We start from the raw sequence: 20,258 nt of genomic DNA, 5'->3' as shown, positions 1-20,258 counted from the left end.
AACAATGAAAAACGTGCTGATAAGCGCCACCCTCTCCGCCACCCTGGGCCTTAGCGCCTTCTCTTCGCTAGCGCAGGATGTCGACCTGCGTATGTCCTGGTGGGGGGGCAACGGCCGCCATCAGGTCACCCTCAAGGCGCTGGAGGAATTCCACAAACAAAACCCAGACATCAACGTCAAAGCAGAATACACCGGCTGGGACGGCCATCTTTCACGCCTGACCACCCAGATTGCCGGCGGTACCGAGCCTGACGTGATGCAGACCAACTGGAACTGGCTGCCGATCTTTTCGAAAAATGGCGATGGCTTTTACGATCTGAATACCCTGAAAGACGAGATCGACCTCAGCCAGTTCGACGCCAAAGAACTGCAGTCCACCACGGTCAACGGCAAGCTTAACGGTATTCCAATTTCCGTCACCGCCCGCGTCTTCTACTTTAACGACGAAGCATGGAAAAAGGCGGGCATCCCCTTCCCGAAAACCTGGGATGAACTCATGGCGGCGGGAAAAACTTTCGAAAGCAAGCTCGGGAAACAGTACTACCCGGTGGTGCTCGAACACCAGGACGTGCTGGCCCTGCTCAACTCTTATATGGTGCAAAAATACAATCAGCCGGCCATCGATGAGAAAGGGCGAAAATTCTCCTACAGCAAAGCGCAGTGGGCGGATTTCTTCGGTATGTATAAGAAGCTTATCGACAGCCATGTGATGCCGGACACCCGCTACTATGCCTCCTTCGGCAAGAGCAACATGTACGAAATGAAGCCGTGGATCCAGGGCGAATGGGGCGGGACCTACATGTGGAACTCCACCATCAACAAATATTCCGATAACCTGAAGCCGCCGGCGAAGCTGGTGCTGGGGGAATACCCGATGCTGCCGGGCGCCACCGATGCCGGACTGTTCTTCAAGCCCGCGCAAATGTTATCGATTGGCAAATCGACGAAAAACCCGCAGGCGGCGGCGAAAGTGATTAACTTCCTGCTGAACAGCAAAGAAGGGGTGGATATTCTTGGACTGGAGCGCGGCGTGCCGCTGAGTAAAGCGGCGGTCACCTACCTGACCGAGGATGGGGTAATCAAAGCCGACGATCCGGCGGTGTCCGGCCTGAAGCTGGCGCAATCCCTGCCCACCGCTCTGCCGGTCTCCCCGTACTTCGACGATCCGCAGATCGTCGCCCAGTTCGGCACCACCCTGCAGTACATCGACTACGGTAAAAAGTCGGTGGAAGAAGCGGCCGAGGACTTCCAGCGCCAGACCGACCGCATTCTGCGCCGCGCGATGCGCTAACCTGCCCGTCGGAAACCTCCCGCGGCGCAAGCCGCGGGAGGGTCTGCCAGACGGCCCTGTCAGAAGAAATATTTAAAGCGCACCCGGGCGCCGTAGCGTTCATCGGGATTCCCGCTCTTCGCTGCCGTGGAATCGAGCCACGAGGCATAGGCGCCAAGGTAAATATTGAAGTTCGGCATCGCCATGATATTCGGCAACTGCCAGGAGGTGTGCAGGGTATGGATGTCATAGCGCCCCGGCGCCAGGATAGCGCAATCGCCATCGCATTCGCTGGTCACCCCGGCCATATTGAACTGGTCGATTTTATTGTGCGCATAGATATAGCCCAGCTCCACGCGATGCCAAAGGGCGTTGATCCCGGCGCTGAAGTCGGTTTCGTCCGCCGCGTCCAGCAGGGCGGTACTCAGATTGACCACCGCCCCATCCTGCGGATCGCTTTTCAGGGTGTTCCAGCTCATGGTCAGCCCGTAGCCGGTGCGGTTTGACTGGTCGACCCAGCGTCCGCTCTGGCTCTGATAGCCGTAAGCATTGTTGACGAGATTGCTCTCTATCGCCGCGGCCGCCGACCAGGCGCCGGACTGCCATGCCGCCACCGGCCGCACGTACACCACATTTTTGCGGTTTTCCAGCGCGTTACCATGATAGTTCTGATCGACAAACAGCGAACTGCCGTCCTCCACCAGGGTGTTAACTTCGAAATACCAGTTATCCACCGTTTTGCTAAACAGAAGGTTACCGCCGCTGCTGCTGCGCCCGCGCCCCTCTTTCATCATGTAAATATAGCCATAGCCATCGGAATAGAGATCGTTGGCGGTATTACCTGAATATTCAATAAAAGTATCCTGATTCAGCGGGAACATATCCCATGCTTCAAAGCGGCCTATTTTTATTTTCCAGTCATCCTGCTGGCCGAAGAAAAATACCGCATCATCAAGATTCATTTTGCCATCCATATCCGCCAGAGGCTGCACGCTGAATCCGGCATATTGCCCGTCGGCGCCATTCCGTCTGCCATCGAAACCCAGCAGAATACGACCGTTAATATCCCAGCGCTCTTTATCGCCGGGCGCCCAGCTTTTATTCGCGCTAGTTTTGACCGACGTCAGGCTGCCGGTGCGACTGGCGCCATCGAGGTTAAATTCGACGTCGCCATAAAATTTTAATTCGCCATTGTCATTTAGCTGCAAACGCGGCGAAGCAGGCGCCGCGCGGGCGACCGTCGCGGCCTGCTGCTGGCCTTTCAGCGTCTTAATTTCCGCCTCTGCGCTGGCGGCGCGCGCCTCCGTCGCCTTTAGCCGCTGCTCCATTTGCGCCAGTCGCTCCTCCAGCGATAACGGCGCCTGCGCCATAACGGATGGCAGATACAGAGACGTCAGAAAACACCCGACCCAGATTTTATTCATCGGTAAACCCTTTTATTATGGAATGAACTGAATTTTTTATTAATGGGTAACGCACGACGATGCAGGCAATAATAACCCGCCCATCGTCAAAGACGGGTTATTAACGACAACAGCCTTATTATTATTCGAGCTGCCAGGCGCCGGCTTCGGTTAATGCCGCCGCGCCGCTCCAGGCAAATAACGCTAATTCACGGCGGGGAGCCTGCGGATAGATACGGCTGCTCAGGCAGGCTTCGCCGTCATTGACAAAAACCTCCACCGAAGAGCTATCGAAAAATATTCGCAGGTTGAGATCCGCCCCGGCGGTCAACGGCACGCTGCGCGTCCCGCACAGGCCATACTGCGGATAATGCCGCTCCAGCACCAGACGCTGCTGTTGGGCATCCACGTAGATGCGTAGGCCATCGCCAAAGCGCAGACCATACTGCTCGGCGCTGCTGCGGGCGCAGTCCCAGCGCAGATTCACCTCCATCGCCTCGCAGTTGTCGACCATCGTCGTCTGCTGGTTGTTCAGGGTGCTGACCGGCCACGGGAACCAGGCGCCGCGCAGGCTCTCCACTTCTTTCGCCGGGCGCATCTGCAGGCGGTCATCCGCACTCAGGCTCAGCTCGCGCGGCAGGGAGAGCATGCCCGCCCAGCCGTCCTGCTGCTCCGGCAGCGGCGATTCCCACATATCCAGCCAGCCAATTACGATCCGCCGGCCATCGGGGGTGGCGAAGCTTTGCGGGGCATAGAAATCGTGGCCGTTATCCATCTCCCGGAATTCGCCATGGCGAATAAAACGCTGGCCTGGCTGCCACTCGCCGATCAGATAGCCGCTCTGGAACAGATTACGGTTGCTGAACCCCGCGGCCTGCATCCCCTGTGGGGAAAACATCAGAACGCGTTTGCCGTTGAGGGTGAAGAAGTCCGGGCACTCCCACATATAGCCCATGGTGCTTTCCGCTTCATCCAGCACCCCCGCGTCCTGCCACTGGCGCAGATCGGCTGAACGGTACAGCCGCACCTGGCCGGTATCGCCTTCGCGCGCGCCGACGATCATGTACCAGCTATCTCCCTCACGCCAGACCTTCGGGTCACGGAAGTGGTGCATACCCGGCGGGGTGTCGACCACCATCCCCTGGCGCTCAAAGTGGATCCCGTCGCGGCTGGTGGCCAGACACTGCACCTGATACAGATTGGCTTCGTCGCCAGGATCGCCGTGGAACTTATGCCCGGTGTAAATCAGCGCCAGGGTATCGCCATCGACCACCGCCGAGCCGGAGAAGCAGCCGTCTTTATCCTCCGGGCCCTCCGGCGCCAGGGCTACCGGCAAATGCTCCCAGTGCACCAGATCCTTACTGCGCGCGTGCCCCCAGTGCATCGGTCCCCACTGGGTGGAGTACGGGTGATGTTGATAAAAGGCATGGTACCAGCCGTCGAACCACACCAGACCGTTTGGGTCGTTGATCCACCCGGCGCGGGCCGCCAGGTGATAGTGCGGATACCAGCGCAGATTCAGCGCCTGGCGTTGTGTCTGGAGTACCTGTTCAGCCCGGGAGATTGTGTAAGTCATCATTTTCACTCTTTTTGATTCAGATAGCGGTAGGTTGCGACACCAGCGGATCGGCGGAGGATTTGCCGGAGCGCAACAAGAAGATGGAAATAAAGGTGGTGCAGAACACCAGCAGGCCCATGATCAGGTAGGACTGGGCGAAGCCATATTTTTCATAGCTGTAGCCCGCCAGCGGCGACAATACGCTGGCGATAATCGAGCTGGTGCAGGCGAAGCCCACCAGATAGAGGGTGGAGGAGAGACGTTTATCGAAGTTGAGGCTGTTGTACTTAAAGATAGCCACCAGCAGTATCGGCAACTCCACCGCGTGCAGCAGTTTGGTGATGGAGATCAGCAGCGGCCCCTCCACCAGACCGGAGGCCACCATGCGCATCGCCATCACCATGCCGGCGAAAATCAGACCGTTTTTGGCGCCGATGCGGTTCACCAGCCACGGCGCGCAGAACATGCCGGCCGCCTCGAGGAACACCTGGAAGGAGTTGAGGTAGCCATACATCTCATTGCCTTCCTGCAGGGTCGCGAACTGCGATGAGAAATAGACCGGGAACTGCTGGTCATAGACGCCGTAAATGCAGGTGCCGATGACGAAGAAGACCAGCGCCCAAAAGCGCGGCAGCGTCAGCAGGCGCAGCGCATCTTCGAGGGTCACCTTACCGCCCGATACCGCCTCCTGCATCGCATGCGGCGCCGAGGAGACCCGCAGCCGCGCCAACAGGATAAAGAACACCAGCCCGGAACAGCTGGCGACGAGGAAGTTTAGCTGCGGATTGATGTTAAACAGCAGGCCGGCGAAGAAGGTGGCCACCGCCCAGCCCAGCGAGCCCCACATCCGCGCCCTGCCGAATTCAAACTGGCTCTGACGCGCCACCCTCTCGGTGTAAGATTCCAGCACGCCGATGCCGCCGTTAAAGGTCAAACCGATATAGATCCCGCCAAAAATGCTGCCCAACAGGACGTTGATTTTCAGCAGGTGGCCGAACAGCAGATACGCCGGACCAGAGAGGATCAGCAGCGCGGTGATATACCAGAGCAGATGTTTGCGCAGCCCCAGCTTGTCCTGGATAAATCCATAGCAAACTTGCGCAAACAGCGCGGAAACCGACAGTACGGCATAGATAATACCGGTATCGCCTGCCTTCAGCCCAACCTCCTGGTGAAGCCAGATAGAGAGCAAGGAGCCGGATGACGACCAGGTCACGAAAAAGAAAAACAGTAAGGCACTGAGCAACGGGTAGCTGTGTGAGTGAGGCGCTTTCATCATGACATTCTCGTGTTAGAGGAATGCAATTATGGTAACGTTAACAAAAAACAAAACGCAGGTGGATTCGCTGCGATATATGATGTTAATCACAAAAGTTAACGTTAACATAATGAAGATGCGATCGCGATCAAAAATCAACCGCAACATAGCTCACGACGGCGATAGCAGAAAATCGTTTCACTCTTTTACATCAGCGACTTAGTTGTATAGCCTGTACTCTGCGGCAATGGCGGAGGAAAAAATGGCGTCCCTGAAAGATGTAGCAAAACTGGCGAATGTATCTCTGATGACCGTCTCACGGGCGCTGAACACCCCGGAGCGGCTGAAGCCTGAGACACTGGCCCGCGTGCAGGCCGCCATCGCCGAAACCAACTACGTCCCCGACCTGTCGGCGAAGAAGATCCGCGGGGCGCGCGCAACCCCCAGCACCATCGGCGTGCTGGCGCTGGATACCGTCACCACGCCCTTTTCGGTGGAGATCACCTTATCGATCGAAGAGACGGCCCGCGCCCACGGCTGGAATAGCTTTGTGGTCAATATGTTTTCTGACGATCGTCCGGAAGCGGTGGTCGACCTGCTCCTCTCCCACCGTCCGGACGGCATTATCTTTACCACCATGGGCCTGCGCCAGGTACCGCTGCCGGAGAAACTGCTGACTCTGCCCTGCGTGCTGGCCAACTGCGAAAGCCTCAGCCAGCCGGTGGCCAGCTATATCCCGGACGATGAACAGGGGCAGTACGACGCGGTGAAAGCCCTGCTTGCCGCTGGCTATCGTCGTCCGCTGTGCCTGCACTTACCCGCCAGCCAGCCGGCGACGATCCGCCGCCGCCGGGGGCTGGAGCGCGCCTGCCGGGAGGCCGGTATCGAACCGGACCATCTGAGCCATTCGTATATGGGCCAGGGCGATGAGCATTACCACGATATCCCGGCGGTGGTGCTGGCGCATATCCGCGAGGGTAAACCTGGCTTTGACTCAGTGATCTGCGGCAACGATCGCATCGCGTTTATGGTCTATCAGACGCTGCTGGGCCAGGGGTTACGCATTCCACAGGACGTGGCGGTAGTGGGATACGATAACATGGTGGGCATTGGCGATCTGTTTCTACCGCCGCTCTCCACAGTGCAACTGCCGCATTATGACATCGGGCGCCTGAGCGCCCTGCATATCATTCACGGCGACAACCATCGGGAGACGCGCAAAGTCGCCAGCCCGTGGTTGCCGCGCGCCTCACATTAACGATTACCGATGTTGCGCAGCCTCTCGCCCGCCATCAGGTTGCGCTCAATGTGCTCGAGGGTGACATTCTTGGTTTCCGGGATCAGCCAGAAGGTGATGCCGATAAAGGCCACGTTGAGCGCCGTGTAGAGCCAGAAGGTGCCGGCGGCGCCAATTGCGTCAAGCAGCGTCAGGAAAGTGGCGCCGATGATCATATTCGACACCCAGTTGGTGGTGGTCGAGCAGGTGATACCGAAGTCGCGGCATTTTAGCGGCTGGATCTCGGAGCAGAGGATCCAAACCACCGGCGCCGCGCTCATCGCATACCCGGCAATACACATCATGGTCATGCCGACGGAGAGCCAGGAGAGGCCGCTGGATGCGGTGCCATTGTCGAACTGCATCAGGCAGTAGCCCAGCACCAGAGTGCCCAGCGCCATCACGCTAAAGCCGATTTTCAGCGCTGGCTTGCGGCCCGCTTTATCCACTGTGAACACCGCAATAAAGGTGGCAAACATAAAGGTCAGGCCCACCACCAGGGTGGCGATCATCTGCTGTTCAGTAGTGGTAAAGCCCGCCATTTTAAAGATACGCGGCGCATAGTACATGATGATGTTCATGCCGGTGAACTGCTGCATCGCCTGCAGCAGCATGCCCAGGAACACCGCCCGGCGCACGTTACGATTGACCTTAAACAACGCCCAACCGCCCTGCTTCAGCTTGAGGCTCTCACGGATCTCGTTAAGCTCGTCGCGCGCCTTTTCCGAGGTATCGCGCAGCATCCGCAGCACTTCTTCCGCTTCGATATGGCGTCCCTTCTCCGCCAGCCAGCGCGGGCTGTTCGGCAAAAAGACGACCAGAATGATCAGGATCACCGCCGGCAGCGCCAGCACGCCCAGCATGGCGCGCCAGTTACCGCTGTAGCTAAAGGCGGTATCGGAAAGAAACGCCAGCACAATGCCAAGGGTGACCATCAGCTGATACATACTGATCATTTTCCCGCGCACGTTCTCGCTGGCCATCTCGGAGAGGTACAGCGGCGCGGTATAAGAGGCAATCCCGACTGCCACGCCCAGCACCACGCGGGCCACCAGCAGCACCTCCACGCTGGCGGCAAAAGCGGATCCGATAGAGCCGGCCACAAAGAGTACGGCCCCCGCCATCAGGCTGTATTTACGGCCAAGGCGGAAAGACAGCCAGCCGTTAAACAGCGCGCCTATCGCCGCCCCCAACATCATGCTGCTAACCACCCACTCCTGAAGCTGGCTGGATAAGGTGAAATGGTCGGTTATAAAGGGCAACGCTCCGGATATCACGCCGATATCCAGGCCAAAGAGCAAGCCAGCCACCGCCGCGGCGATGGAAACAAACCAGTTCATCCGCCGAGTATCACGTTGCGTCCGCGGCGATAATGTAGAGTCGTTACTGATTGAAGTCATTTTTTTCCTGCCACACAGAGTAAGACATAAGACGAAAGTACGTGACTGGTGGATGAATGGGTCAGGCAGGATAAGCCAAAGATATGGACTATATTGCTGGCAGGATGGGTTTTGTGATGGACATTAAACTTTCAAAGTAACAAAAAATGCGTTTCCAATAGTTAATAACCCTGTTTATACAGAGCGGTAACATTATAACCGTGTTCCGGAGTATGGACGATCCGCACTTTTGCATATGGACAATAATTGCTCAGATGGCCGGAGCGATACGACAGACCCCGGCCATCGCGGACGGTTAGCGCGCCAGCCAGCCGCCGTCCACCGCCACCGTGTAGCCATTGATGTAATCGGAGGCTGAGGAGGCAAGGAACACGACTGGCCCCATCAGATCGGCCGGTAGCCCCCAGCGCCCGGCGGGAATGCGATCGAGGATTTCGCTGCTACGCTGCTCGTCGGCGCGCAGCTGCTGGGTGTTGTTGGTCGCCATATACCCCGGGGCGATGGCGTTGACGTTGATGTTGTGTTTGGCCCACTCGTTGGCCAGCAGGCGGGTGACGCCCATCACCGCGCTTTTGGATGCGGTATACGACGGCACGCGGATCCCCCCCTGGAACGACAGCATGGAGGCGATGTTAATGATCTTCCCGCCGCTGCCCTGGGCGATAAAGTGTTTCGCCGCCGCCTGGGACATAAAAAATACGCTCTTGATGTTGAGGTTCATCACGTCGTCCCAGTCTTTTTCGCTGAACGCCAGCGCGTCCTCTCGGCGAATCAGGCCGGCATTGTTGACCAGAATATCAATATGGCCGAACTCCGCCACCGCCCGCTCCAGAAGCTGAGGAATACCGTCGATCTGGCGCAGGTCGGCGGTCAGGCTGAGAAAACGGCGTCCCAGCGCGGTTACCCGCTCGATAGTCTCCACCGGTTCGACGATATTGATACCGACAATATCGCAGCCCGCTTCCGCCAGCCCGAGGGCCATCCCCTGACCTAAACCGGTATCGCATCCGCTCACGACGGCCACTTTTCCCTGCAGGGAGAATGCATCAAGAATCATATTATGTTCCTTAGTCGTTCAGAGCCTGCTGTTTGCAGGCAAGGTTCTCTCGGCCCGGTCCGCGCCGGCGGCGCGACTGAGCGTGGGGCGAACTCTCGGGCATAGCCCACCATAATGAAAATAAAACAGAGTTCCGTTTTGCTGATGGGTGCCATCTTAGCCCCGCCCCCAGCCATTTTCAATATTATTTAAAACGATGTTTCATTTTTTATGATGGCGATTACAAAAAAAGAAAAAGCGAAGGAGCCTCCCGGCACGCGCCAGGCCGGAAAAGGTTTTGAAAAGATGAAGATTCTACCGATTGTCTGCAGAGGTGCCGAAGCGAAGCCAGCAGCCCGCTGAAAACGCGGGAATTACGCTGAACTGCGTGAGCCATCACAAATAATGAAACAATGTTTTGATAAATTAATACCTGTCTTTTAAAACATATCACTCAGCGACACGCCTCTGGTCCAGCGGCATCGCAGGAAAGAAAGGAGCACTACATGGCTAAAGGCATGCGGGTCAAACTGAATTATCACGTCAGCCACGATCCGGATACCGGGGCGGAAGTCACCCGCTTAACCCCCCCGGAGGTCACCTGTCATCGCAACTACTTCTATCAGAAGTGCTTTTTTAACGATGGCAGCCATTTACTGTTCGCCGGCGAGTTTGACGGCCACTGGAACTACTATCTGCTGAATATCGCCAGCGCCGAGGCCGTCCAGCTAACCGAAGGCGCCGGGGATAACACCTTCGGCGGCTTCCTCTCCCCGGACGATAAGTCGCTTTATTACGTGAAAAATGACCGTATCCTGCTGGAAGTCAACCTGACCACCCTCGCCGAGCGCGAAGTTTATCGCGTTAGCGATGACTGGGTAGGGTATGGCACCTGGGTGGCAAACAGCGATTGCAGCAAACTGGTGGGCATTGAGATTGCCAAAAGCGACTGGACGCCACTCAACGACTGGCAGATTTTCCATGATTTCTTCCATAAAGGACCGCACTGCCGCCTGCTGCGCGTCGACCTGCGCAGCGGTGCGAGCCAGGTGATCCATGAGGAAAAAATCTGGCTGGGACACCCGATCTATCGCCCCTTCGACGACCATACCGTCGCCTTCTGCCATGAAGGGCCGCACGATCTGGTGGACGCCCGCATGTGGCTGGTCAACGAGGATGGCAGCCATGTTCGCAAAGTCAAAGCGCATGCTCCAGGCGAAAGCTGTACTCATGAATTTTGGGTGCCGGACGGTTCGGCGCTGATCTACGTCTCCTATCTGAAAGGCCAGCAGGGGCGGACGATCTATCGCTTTGATCCCGAAAGCGGCGTCAACGAGGCCCTGATGACGATGCCGGCCTGCTCGCATCTGATGAGCAATTTCGATGGCACGCTGCTGGTAGGCGATGGCTCAGGTACACCGGTGGATGTCAAGGATACCGGCGGCTACTCCATTGATAACGATCCCTGGCTGTATGTCTTTAACGTGGCGGAAAAGCGCTACTTCCGCGTCGCGCGCCATGATACCTCGTGGGCGACGGTGGCCAACAGCCGCCAGGTAACGCACCCGCACCCCTCATTTACCCCGGACGATAGCGCCATTCTGTTCAGCTCCGATAAAGACGGTAAACCGGCCATCTATATCGCGAAATTACCCGCGCACCCGTCAATGCTGAGCGCCTGATCCACGCCACACTTCTTTCTGTAACTGGCCTTGCCCTCCTTCATGGAGGGCTTTTTTTGTCCCTTCTCTTTCCCCCATAAAAAAACCCCGGCTGACGGCGCCGGGGAAAACAAACGATGAGGGATGAATGGTCGGTCAGAACGAGTAGGCCACCCCAACGCGGAAGCGGGTCTGGCGATCGCTGCGGTCATTGACCCCGACGTTGCCAATTTCGCCATACGGCGACCAGTTATTATCCAGCTTATAGGCCACCTTCACGTTATATTCCTGCGAGTAGGGTTTATTGTCGTTGCGGCTGACCCCTTCCGAGCTGCGGGCATAGACATAGTTCAGCTCTGTACGCCAGTCGCCGAGGACAAATCCGGCCCACGCGTCGCCGCGGTTAACTTTGTCATCATCTTTGCCGGCGTTGTTCGGATAGCGGGTGTATTCATAGCGATAGCGAGCGGCGACATAGAAGCCGTTGTCGAAACTGTACTGCGCGTGCAGGTGCGGCTTGTAGATGGAGCGGCTGTCGTTGCTCTCAATGGTAAACCCGGGGGTGAGGAACAAGTTCGACGTCGCTTTCCAGCGCCAGCTGATGGTGTCTTCATGACCATTGCCCACCACGTCCGAATAGGGTTGCGAACCGTTGTCGCCGCCTGAGCGCCATTTGGCCTCGACGGTAAAGCCTAAGCCGTTGGCAAAGCGGTGAGAAACGGAGACGCGGTCAGCATTACTTTTATCACTCTTTCCGCCATCAATAAATTCATGACGTAAATCTATCGTTACCGCGGTTGCTGCAAAAGACATACCGCAGAGGGCGGCGAGAACCAGAGAGCGTTTTAACATAGGGTACCCTTACAATAAATAAAATGACATTTCGTTTTTATGAAACATCATTTTATTTTTTAGGCACCATAGTTTTAGTGACCAGGATCGTAGTTATTTGTTTCAAAAAAGGTGGCACAACAAGACGTGACGAAGCTCAATAATTTCGCCGGGGAGAGTGAAAGAGGGAGGGGAAAAAATAAGGGTTCGGCAAAGCACGGCGCATAAAAAAGGCCTCCCGCAGGAGGCCATGGAAATCGAGGTATAGCGCTATGCGCGTTCTACCGCCAGCGCCACGCCCTGACCGCCGCCAATGCACAGCGTCGCCAGACCTTTGCGGGCATCGCGCTTGATCATTTCATGCACCAGCGACACCAGAATCCGGCAGCCGGAGGCGCCGATGGGGTGGCCGAGGGCGATCGCGCCGCCGTTGACGTTGACCCGGCGCTCATCCCACTCCAGTACCCGGCCAACCGAGATCGCCTGAGCGGCAAAGGCCTCATTGGCTTCGATCAGATCGACGTCGTCCAGCCGCCAGCCGGCCCGCTCCAGACAGCGACGGGTGGCATGCACCGGGGCAATGCCCATCAGCGCCGGATCGACGCCGACGCTGGCGAAGGCGCGGATCCGCGCAAGGATCGGCAGCCCCAGCTCCAGCGCTTTAGCCTCGCTCATCATCATTACCGCCGCCGCGCCGTCATTGATGCTTGAGGCGTTGCCGGCGGTCACCGATCCAAGGCGATCGAAGGTGGGCTGCAGGCTGGCCAGCCCTTCCGCGCTGGCATCCACCCGCGGTTGTTCATCGGTATCCACGGTGCGCGCCGCGCCGTTATGCTCGGTGACAACCGGGACGATCTCATCGCGAAAGCGACCGGAATCAATCGCCTTGCGCGCCTTATGCTGTGAGCTGAGCGCCCAGGCGTCCTGCAGCTCGCGACTGATGCCAAATTCCCGGGCCAGGTTTTCCGCCGTGACGCCCATATGATAATCGTTGAAAGCATCCCACAGCCCATCATGCACCAGACTGTCAATCAGCTGGCTGTTGCCCAGCTGGGCGCCGGTGCGGCTGTCGGTAAGCACATGCGGAGCGCGGCTCATATTCTCCTGGCCGCCAGCGATCACCACGTCCGCTTCCCCGCACTGGATCGCCTGGGTAGCGAGGTGCAGAGCCTTCAGGCCGGAACCGCAGACATCGTTAATGGTGATAGCCGATACGGTGTTAGGCAGCCCACCGCGAATAGCGGACTGACGCGCCGGATTTTGTCCGGTCCCCGCGGTCAGCACCTGGCCGAGGATCACCTCATCCACGCTGTGCGGATCGATTCCCGTTTTCTCCACCAGCGCCTTCACCACCACGCTCCCCAGCTCGACGGCTGAATGGCGCGATAATGCGCCCTGAAAGCAGCCAATCGGCGTTCGCAGCGCGCCGACGATCACGACATCCTTCATCCTCTACCCCTGCCCATGCATTTGCGCAAAGAAACAGCGATATACTAGATAATTGTTATCAAAAAACTTTGTAATTGTTTAAAAAAAGTGAAGCCAATCACAAAGAAACAGCTATTCGTTAACGTTCACGCCGCTGCAGATGCTGACGCAGCCAGCTGCCGGCCGCTCCCGGCGGCGCTTTCTTATTCCACAGCAGATCGACTGAAATCGCCCGCGGCCAGCCGGGGATATCGAGCGCCACCAGCCCGCCCTGCGGCGCAAACTCCGCCACCAGCGCGCTGGGCAGAATGCACCAGCCGAACCCCTGCGCCGCCATGCTGAGCAGCAGCAGGTAGTTTGGCGCCGACCAGACCTGGCCTGCGGCAGGTTCGGTGGCGCTGGCCAGAAAGGTGCTCAAACGCAGCTCGCGCCAGCTGCGCAGCTCATCCCAGGCGACCTTACCCTGCGCCGCCAGCGGATGGCCAGGGGCTACATAAATGCCCATCGCCGTCTGCAGCGGCAGGCGGGTGCTGCCGATATCGGTGGGGTAGCGCTCCCTCGCCTCAATCAGCCCCACCTGGGCGCGGGATTTTTGCAGGAGATCGATCACATCCTCGTCTTCGCCAATCAAACACTCAAACTCGGTATGAGGAAAGCGGCGGTCAAACTGCACCAGCAGATCTTCCAGCACGTCCGGGTGCAGAGTATCGGAGAGCACGAAGGTCAGCCGCGGCTCCGTCTCGCCGGACAGCGACACAGCCAGTTCGTCCAACCGCTCGCTGGCGGCGAGAATCGCTTTGACATAGCTCAGCACCTGCTCCCCCTGCGGGGTCAGCGTCGGTTGCCGCGTTGCCCTGTCAAAGAGGGTTACGCCGAGATCGGCCTCCAGATTGGCGATGGCGGTACTGATCGTCGACTGACTTTTCCGCAGGCGGCGGGCGGCGGCGGAGAACGATCCGCTGTCGACCGCCTCGACAAAGGCGGTTAAGGCTTCCGGTGAATAACGCATGATGTATCTACAATATCGATGGGTCTTATCTTTTGTTTATCATATTTTTCCATAAACTGCCGGGTAATTTCCTGTTCAGGCTAAAACTGGAGGTAGCTCGCCATGCAACAGACCCCACATCAGCGCAAGACGCTCACCGAACGCGTTATCCACGCCATCACCTTCGAAGGACTGGCGACGCTGATCCTCGCCCCTACCGCCGCCTGGCTGATGCAGCGCTCGGTAGTGGAGATGGGCGGACTGAGCATTCTGCTCGCCACCCTGGCGATGGTATGGAACATTATCTATAACGCGGCGTTCGATCGCCTGTGGCCGGTCTCCCGCTTCCCCCGCCAGCTGAAAGTACGCGCCCTGCACGCGCTCGGTTTCGAAACCGGATTCGTCATCATTGGCGTCACCATGGTGGCGATCGTGCTGGGCGTCTCGCTGCTGCAGGCGTTTATGCTGGAGATCGGTTTTATGCTTTTCTTCCTGCCCTACACCATGGCCTTTAACTGGGTATGGGACACCCTGCGCGAGCGCGTTATTCGTCACCGCCGCCCGCGCCAGACGGCGCGCGGTTAATCCCGGCGCGGATCTTCGACGATCCGCCGCGACTTTATCACCAAAAACTATCGCAACAGACGAACCATAAATATGGTAAATTGCACTCCTTTTTTTTGGTTTGACGGTTGATAAAGTCGCATAATGTCTAAAATTTGGTCTAAAGAAGAAACTCTATGGAGTTTTGCCTTATATGGCACTGCAGTAGGCGCTGGGACGCTATTTCTACCGATCCAGCTGGGTTCGGCTGGCGCCATTGTGCTGTTCATCACCGCGCTGGTCGCCTGGCCGCTCACTTACTGGCCCCACAAAGCGCTGAGCCAGTTTATTCTCTCGGCCAATATCGCGCCGGGAACCGGGATCACCGGCGCAGTTAATCACTACTATGGTAAGAAAATTGGCAACCTGATCACCGGCCTCTATTTCCTTGCCTTCTTTGTGGTGGTGCTCATCTACGCCGTGGCCATCACCAACTCGCTGGCCGAACAGGTGGCGCATCGCACGCCGATGACCCCAGGGCTGCGTGCGCTGCTGAGTCTGGGGGTCGTGCTGGTCCTCAACCTGATCTTTCTCATGGGACGGCAGGTCACCATCAAGGTGATGGGCTTTCTGGTCTTCCCGCTTATCGCCTGTTTCCTGTTTCTCTCCCTCTATTTAATCCGCGACTGGCATCCGGAGCATCTCACCAGCCAGATGCAGTTCAGCCCGCAGACGCTCCACCAGGTCTGGATCTCTATTCCCGTGATGGTTTTCGCTTTTAGCCATACGCCGATCATCTCGACTTTTGCTATCGATCAGCAGGAGAAACACGGCGACCTGGCCATGGGTAAATGCAAAAAAATCATGAAGGTGGCCTACACCATCATCTGCGCCAGCGTGCTGTTTTTTGTCTTCAGTTGTCTGCTGGCGATCCCGGCAACCTATATAGAGACCGCCCGCGATCAGGGGGTGACTATCCTCTCCGCCCTGTCGATGGTGCCAGGCGCGCCGGGATGGCTGGCGGTGACCGGCATCATCGTCGCCGTCGTCGCTATGTCGAAATCGTTTCTCGGAACCTACTTCGGAGTGATTGAAGGCGCCAGCGAAATCGTCAAAAGCTCGCTGGGCCTGCTGGGCGTGCGTAAGAGCCGCGCTTTCAACCGCGCGATGTCGATCCTGCTGGTCTCCGCCTTCACTTTTGCGGTGTGCTTTATCAACCCGAATGCGATCTCAATGATCTACGCTATCAGCGGACCGCTTATCGCCATGATCCTGTTTATTATGCCCACGCTGTCGACATGGCTCATTCCGGCGCTGAAGCCGTACCGCTCGGTGGGTAACGCCATTACGCTGGTGGTTGGTCTGCTCTGCGTGTCGGTGATGTTCTTCGGCTAATCCCCTCTGGCGACAGCGGCTGCCTGAGCTGCTGTCGCACATTCTGACAATATTCTCCCCCTTGCCTTCCTTGTGAGCGGATTACACTTACGGCTTAGCCACCGTGAGGAGAGTTCTTATGTCCAGTGTCACCTTATCCGGTCGCGGCACGCTCGGCGATCGCCAGGTCTATCGCTTAGGTTACGGCGCGATGCAGCTGGCCGGCCCCGGTGTTTTCGGCCCGCCCAAAGATCCTGAAGAAGCGGTGCGCGTACTACAGGCCGCCGTCGAGGCCGGGATAAACCATATCGATACCTCTGATTTCTACGGTCCACATGTCACCAATCAGTTGATCCGCAAAGCGCTCCACCCCTACCCTGACGATCTGTGCATTGTCACCAAGGTCAGCGCCCGCCGTGACGAGAAAGGCAACTGGCTACCGGCCATGTCGCCCGCCGAACTGACCCAGGCCGTTGAAGACAATTTGCGTCACCTGGGGCTCGAGGTACTGGAAGTGGTTAATCTGCGCAGTATGCTGAGCCCGCACGGCCCGGTGGAGGGTTCGCTGGAGGCGCCACTCGCCACCCTGCTGGAACTGAAAGAGCGAGGATTAATCCGCCATATCGGCCTCAGCAACGTGACGGCAAAGCAGGTCGCGGATGCGCAGAAAATGACGCCCATCGTCTGCGTGCAAAACCTTTATAACGTTGCCCATCGCGCCGACGACGCGCTGGTGGATGCGCTGGCCGCCCAGCACATCGCCTGGGTGCCCTTTTTCCCGCTGGGCGGTTTTACGCCGTTGCAGGCGCAGGAGTTGAACGAGGTCGCGGCTTCGCTTGAGGCGACGCCGATGCAGGTCGCCCTCGCCTGGCTGCTCCAGCGAGCGCCAAATATTCTGCTGATCCCCGGCACCTCCTCCCGCACGCACCTCGCGGAAAATATTGCCGCTGCCGAGCTGGTCCTGCCCGCGGAAGCGCTGCGCACCCTCGATAATATCGCCACCGCCGCGCGCCGCTGACCTGCCAGACAAAATGGAGGGAACCCTATCCCTCCTCAATATTTGCCTGGAAAAACCTCACCGCTACTGGCACTATAGATCCTACAAATGGGGCGTGATCGACGATCGTTCTCTCATTATCCCCGTTAATTAAACTTAAGTTTTTATCCTTCGACCGGTCTCCAGCTTGGAGGCCGTTGTCGTTTTTGTCATGACCAAAATTCGAAACTCTTGATTACAGGAAATACAATATCAAATTCCAAGTTTATACATATCAATCTGGCTGCAAAGATAGTCAATAACATCAAACGCTCATAAAAACATCTGATTAACCCAATCAGAATGTTGCTATTGCTATAAGAAAAATCAAACGCCTCACGACAACTATTTACAAGGGATGCATATGACAGAGGGAACGATAAAGACCAGTAAGTATGAAATTATTGCTATTTTCAGAGAGGAGTTGCGCAAACGTACTGAAATTGAAATATTTTTTAACAACACCAGTATCATAACCCAACTGACGCGCGTGGACTTTGCCGAGTTTCATATTCAGACCCATCGCAAAATCCCGTCCGGGCATAAAATTCGCTTTCTCCTGCATAGCGATTCAGGGAAAATAGAGTTTAATGCGGCCCTGACAAAACATGACAATAGCGGTGTCGATAAAGGTATCCGCTACGCTTTTTCATTGCCTGAATGCCTGCAGGTAGTGCAGCGTCGCCGCGATCCCCGCTTTCGTTTACGCCATGAGCATGACTTTTATTGCCGCGGCCGCCATAAAAACGGCGAAAACTATCTTTTCGATATCAAAGACATTTCAGATGGCGGTTGCGCATTGATGACCAAAACGCCGAATCTTAAATTCCTCAGCCACAACGCCTTACTGAAAAACGCCGTACTTATGCTTGCAGAATATGGTGAGATCACCATCGACCTGGTGGTCAAAAATGTCATTGTTATCACCCTGGATAACGCTAATGAAGAGAGTGAGAGCTACTATCAGATATCCTGCCAGTTTAAGTTCCGCCATCTCGATGACCAGCGCAGAATAGAGAAGATACTGCTGGACCTGATCTTAGAAGCCAAGCGCAAAAAGAGAATCTGACAACCTTGGACAGTATATTGCTGTACACCAATGACAATCTCATTGGTCACTCAATCTATCACTACCTTATTGATAGCCATGAAAATGCCACCCGTCTGAGTTATGCCGATGTCATCCATGAGAAACATCTGCCACTGGCCCAGACGATTATTTTCAATTTAATTAATAAGGATATTTCTGCCATCAGAATCGTCGATCTGCTGAATGCGCTCCGCCTTTCCCTGCTGCGCTGCCAGCAGCCGGTGCTAATGGTGAAAAGCGACATTGTCGGGCTGTGCAGAGAGTTGATAAACTTTGACAACGCTATGATTATTACTGAGAAATCTCCGCTAACTCTTTTTTCATCTATCGTCCAGCGCGCCAAAGGCGTCAGCGAACTGCCGCCGCGAGGATTGCGCAAACAGCTTTCACCACGGGAGTGTCAGATCCTCGAACTGCTCATTGCCAACAATAATAATAAGCGTATTGCCGCCCTGCTCGGCATTGCTCATAAAACGGTTCATAGCCACCGCATCCATATCATGCAAAAACTGGGTATAGATAATTCCCGCACTATGAATCAGCGTATTGCCGCTCTCCATCAATGCTAAATGTTCTCCCGGTAAATCAGTAGCGGATAAAGCGTACTTATTCGCTGTTGATTTACATTTCCCGCCATTCCCATTAATCATCAGGTAGCCTATAATTAATGTATCCTCTGCCTATTGTCTGACTAACCTCGTGAAGAGGGATAATGAACACTAAAATATTCGAAGACAACATTTTATCTCGTAATGATATCGCTGTACGCTACGTCTTTCAGAAAATGTTTTCCCCACAAGGTACTCTGGTCGCGGTGGAATGCTTAAGCCGCTTTGATAATCTTTCTATTTCCCCCGAAGATTTTTTCCGCCATGCTACCGCCGCCGTTCGTGAACGTATTTTTCTCGAACAACTGGCACTGATTGAAAAGCATAAAGCCTGGTTTTTACGTAACCATATTTCCGCAACAATTAACGTTGATGACCATATCCTGAACCTGTTGCGCCAGAAGGATATAAAAGCCAAAGTCGCCGCCCTGACCTGCGTCCATTTCGAGGTAACCGAAAACGCCGAGAATCTGCTGCATAATTCTCTTGCCGCCTGGCAGAGCCCACAGGATACCTCACTGTGGCTCGACGACTTCGGCTCCGGCTACGCGGGAATTAACGCTATTCGCGGTTATCACTTTGACTATGTGAAAATTGATAAGGATTTTTTCTGGCACCTGATGCGCAAAGAGTCCGGCCGCCAGCTGATGGATGCGCTGGTGACCTTTTTATCGCGCAACCATCATAATGTGATTATTGAAGGTGTGGAAAGCGAAGCCCATAAAGAATGGCTGCAGGGAATGGAGTGGTTTGCTATCCAGGGACATTACTGGCGGGAAGTCAGTATTGAACAACTGGTCGCCGATGATATTGCCATGTAAAAAAAGCCGGGAATTCCCGGCTTTTTAACGTCACTTAATTATAAACTAATTCCCACGTTGCCCAGCTGGTAATCGGCCCGCTGGTGGCGCTTTTCGGCGTTGGCGAAACATAGCCAACGTAATAGGTGAACAGGCCGCCGCTGACCGCGCTTTCCTGCAAACGCACCTGATTTTGCTGCGGGTCCGCCGGGACAATTTTATTACTCTTATCCAGAGTATTATTATCGTTAGTCGATAGCGCCAGATAAATATTCTGCGCTCCATCCGGCAAGGTATTGGCCAGATACCCGGCGTTTTCGTTACCGACCGCCGTCAGTAAAAAACCATCGACCCAGCGCACGCTGACCCGACGCACCTCATCCTGCGAGGCTGCCCCACCATCATGGCGCAGCTGGCAGTTTGACAGTGCCAGGGTAAACGGCTGCGGTTTCATAAACGCCCCGGCACCACGATCGTGGACTTCCGCCAGGCTGACCGGCGCCAGCCAGACATTACCGCTGCCGGCATGCTGGCCGCCGTTTAGCGCGACGCTACAGGAAATATCCGTCACCCGCCCGGCAAAATCGACCCGTCCGCGATCGTAATTGGTCTCAAAACCCCACGCCGAGGGGGCGGCGAGGCTGCCGCAAAATAGCAGCCACGCGATAGTGTTTTTCGGCAATCCCTTCATTCCCCCT

The 20,258-nt window shown here is 56.2% G+C and carries 19 protein-coding genes; 9 read left to right on the top strand and 10 right to left on the bottom strand.

All coding sequences use genetic code 11. The features are described 5' to 3' along the window. Nucleotides 1–4 precede the first annotated feature (4 nt). Complete coding sequence (locus KHQ26_RS16175; RefSeq protein ID WP_002915998.1) at nucleotides 5–1,291, top strand: ABC transporter substrate-binding protein; 1,287 nt, start codon at nucleotides 5–7, stop codon at nucleotides 1,289–1,291. Nucleotides 1,292–1,350: 59 nt separating this feature from the next. Here KHQ26_RS16175 and KHQ26_RS16170 read toward each other — a convergent pair whose 3' ends face one another. From KHQ26_RS16170 to KHQ26_RS16155, 4 genes are all read right to left on the bottom strand, one after another. Continuing rightward, on the bottom strand, nucleotides 1,351–2,694 hold the full coding sequence (locus KHQ26_RS16170) for a carbohydrate porin (protein ID WP_004149644.1): 1,344 nt from the start codon (nucleotides 2,692–2,694) through the stop codon (nucleotides 1,351–1,353). A gap of 121 nt (nucleotides 2,695–2,815) precedes the next feature. Next, nucleotides 2,816–4,249 carry a glycoside hydrolase family 32 protein gene (locus KHQ26_RS16165; RefSeq protein ID WP_029497016.1) on the bottom strand — a complete coding sequence of 478 codons (1,434 nt, stop codon included), beginning with the start codon at nucleotides 4,247–4,249 and terminating at the stop codon, nucleotides 2,816–2,818. Nucleotides 4,250–4,268: 19 nt separating this feature from the next. After that, nucleotides 4,269–5,510, bottom strand: coding sequence for an MFS transporter (locus tag KHQ26_RS16160; RefSeq protein ID WP_002916000.1), 1,242 nt, complete (start codon nucleotides 5,508–5,510; stop codon nucleotides 4,269–4,271). Between the two features lie 12 nt (nucleotides 5,511–5,522). After that, nucleotides 5,523–5,657: a hypothetical protein gene (locus KHQ26_RS16155; protein WP_004143987.1), complete on the bottom strand. Its 135-nt coding sequence runs from the start codon at nucleotides 5,655–5,657 to the stop codon at nucleotides 5,523–5,525. A 94-nt stretch (nucleotides 5,658–5,751) separates the two neighbouring features. On the opposite strand from KHQ26_RS16155, the gene KHQ26_RS16150 reads away from it, so the two are divergent. Then, a complete protein-coding gene (locus KHQ26_RS16150; RefSeq protein WP_004149647.1) occupies nucleotides 5,752–6,747 on the top strand; it encodes a LacI family DNA-binding transcriptional regulator in 996 nt (331 codons plus the stop codon). Here KHQ26_RS16150 and KHQ26_RS16145 read toward each other — a convergent pair. Both KHQ26_RS16145 and kduD read right to left on the bottom strand, forming a co-directional pair. Then, entirely contained in the window at nucleotides 6,744–8,165 is a 1,422-nt protein-coding gene (locus tag KHQ26_RS16145) for a sugar porter family MFS transporter (RefSeq protein ID WP_023278748.1), read from the bottom strand. The genes KHQ26_RS16150 and KHQ26_RS16145 overlap by 4 nt on opposite strands. A 295-nt stretch (nucleotides 8,166–8,460) precedes the next feature. Then, nucleotides 8,461–9,222, bottom strand: a complete 762-nt coding sequence (gene kduD / locus KHQ26_RS16140; RefSeq protein WP_002916003.1) for a 2-dehydro-3-deoxy-D-gluconate 5-dehydrogenase KduD — start codon at nucleotides 9,220–9,222, stop codon at nucleotides 8,461–8,463. A gap of 485 nt (nucleotides 9,223–9,707) precedes the next feature. Here kduD and KHQ26_RS16135 point away from each other — a divergent pair, with 485 nt between their 5' ends. Then, nucleotides 9,708–10,883, top strand: coding sequence for an oligogalacturonate lyase family protein (locus tag KHQ26_RS16135; RefSeq protein WP_015958932.1), 1,176 nt, complete (start codon nucleotides 9,708–9,710; stop codon nucleotides 10,881–10,883). Nucleotides 10,884–11,018: 135 nt separating this feature from the next. Here KHQ26_RS16135 and ompK26 read toward each other — a convergent pair whose 3' ends face one another. The 3 genes from ompK26 to KHQ26_RS16120 form a co-directional block, all read right to left on the bottom strand. After that, nucleotides 11,019–11,714: a KdgM family porin OmpK26 gene (gene ompK26 / locus KHQ26_RS16130; RefSeq protein WP_004143995.1), complete on the bottom strand. Its 696-nt coding sequence runs from the start codon at nucleotides 11,712–11,714 to the stop codon at nucleotides 11,019–11,021. Nucleotides 11,715–11,963: 249 nt separating this feature from the next. Beyond that, nucleotides 11,964–13,142, bottom strand: a complete 1,179-nt coding sequence (locus KHQ26_RS16125) for an acetyl-CoA C-acetyltransferase (protein WP_002916052.1) — start codon at nucleotides 13,140–13,142, stop codon at nucleotides 11,964–11,966. 118 nt (nucleotides 13,143–13,260) lie between these two features. Continuing rightward, nucleotides 13,261–14,130 (bottom strand): LysR family transcriptional regulator, encoded by an 870-nt coding sequence (locus KHQ26_RS16120; protein ID WP_004185510.1) that lies wholly within the window; start codon nucleotides 14,128–14,130, stop codon nucleotides 13,261–13,263. A gap of 102 nt (nucleotides 14,131–14,232) precedes the next feature. On the opposite strand from KHQ26_RS16120, the gene KHQ26_RS16115 reads away from it, so the two are divergent. From KHQ26_RS16115 to mkrJ, 6 genes are all read left to right on the top strand, one after another. Then, the gene (locus KHQ26_RS16115; RefSeq protein ID WP_002916056.1) at nucleotides 14,233–14,694 is read left to right on the top strand and encodes a multidrug/biocide efflux PACE transporter; all 462 of its coding nucleotides are present in this window, start codon (nucleotides 14,233–14,235) and stop codon (nucleotides 14,692–14,694) included. A 123-nt stretch (nucleotides 14,695–14,817) separates the two neighbouring features. Then, nucleotides 14,818–16,047 carry an amino acid permease gene (locus KHQ26_RS16110; protein ID WP_002916058.1) on the top strand — a complete coding sequence of 410 codons (1,230 nt, stop codon included), beginning with the start codon at nucleotides 14,818–14,820 and terminating at the stop codon, nucleotides 16,045–16,047. Between the two features lie 118 nt (nucleotides 16,048–16,165). Then, nucleotides 16,166–17,044, top strand: coding sequence for an aldo/keto reductase family oxidoreductase (locus tag KHQ26_RS16105; RefSeq protein WP_002916061.1), 879 nt, complete (start codon nucleotides 16,166–16,168; stop codon nucleotides 17,042–17,044). 382 nt (nucleotides 17,045–17,426) lie between these two features. Next, entirely contained in the window at nucleotides 17,427–18,131 is a 705-nt protein-coding gene (gene mrkH / locus KHQ26_RS16100; protein WP_004152886.1) for a transcriptional activator MrkH, read from the top strand. A gap of 17 nt (nucleotides 18,132–18,148) precedes the next feature. Continuing rightward, nucleotides 18,149–18,721, top strand: a complete 573-nt coding sequence (mrkI, locus tag KHQ26_RS16095) for a transcriptional regulator MrkI (protein WP_074183006.1) — start codon at nucleotides 18,149–18,151, stop codon at nucleotides 18,719–18,721. Between the two features lie 143 nt (nucleotides 18,722–18,864). Next, nucleotides 18,865–19,581: a phosphodiesterase MrkJ gene (gene mkrJ, locus KHQ26_RS16090; RefSeq protein ID WP_004144002.1), complete on the top strand. Its 717-nt coding sequence runs from the start codon at nucleotides 18,865–18,867 to the stop codon at nucleotides 19,579–19,581. A gap of 34 nt (nucleotides 19,582–19,615) precedes the next feature. On the opposite strand, the gene mrkF is transcribed toward mkrJ, so the two are convergent. Next, nucleotides 19,616–20,251, bottom strand: coding sequence for a type 3 fimbria minor subunit MrkF (mrkF, locus tag KHQ26_RS16085; protein WP_002916122.1), 636 nt, complete (start codon nucleotides 20,249–20,251; stop codon nucleotides 19,616–19,618). Between the last annotated feature and the right edge of the window lie 7 nt (nucleotides 20,252–20,258).

The organism is Klebsiella sp. 10 (assembly GCF_018223925.1).
Classification (GTDB): domain Bacteria; phylum Pseudomonadota; class Gammaproteobacteria; order Enterobacterales; family Enterobacteriaceae; genus Klebsiella; species Klebsiella pneumoniae.
Note: the sequence above shows the minus strand (reverse complement) of the source record. Positions and strands in the feature narration are given on the sequence as shown.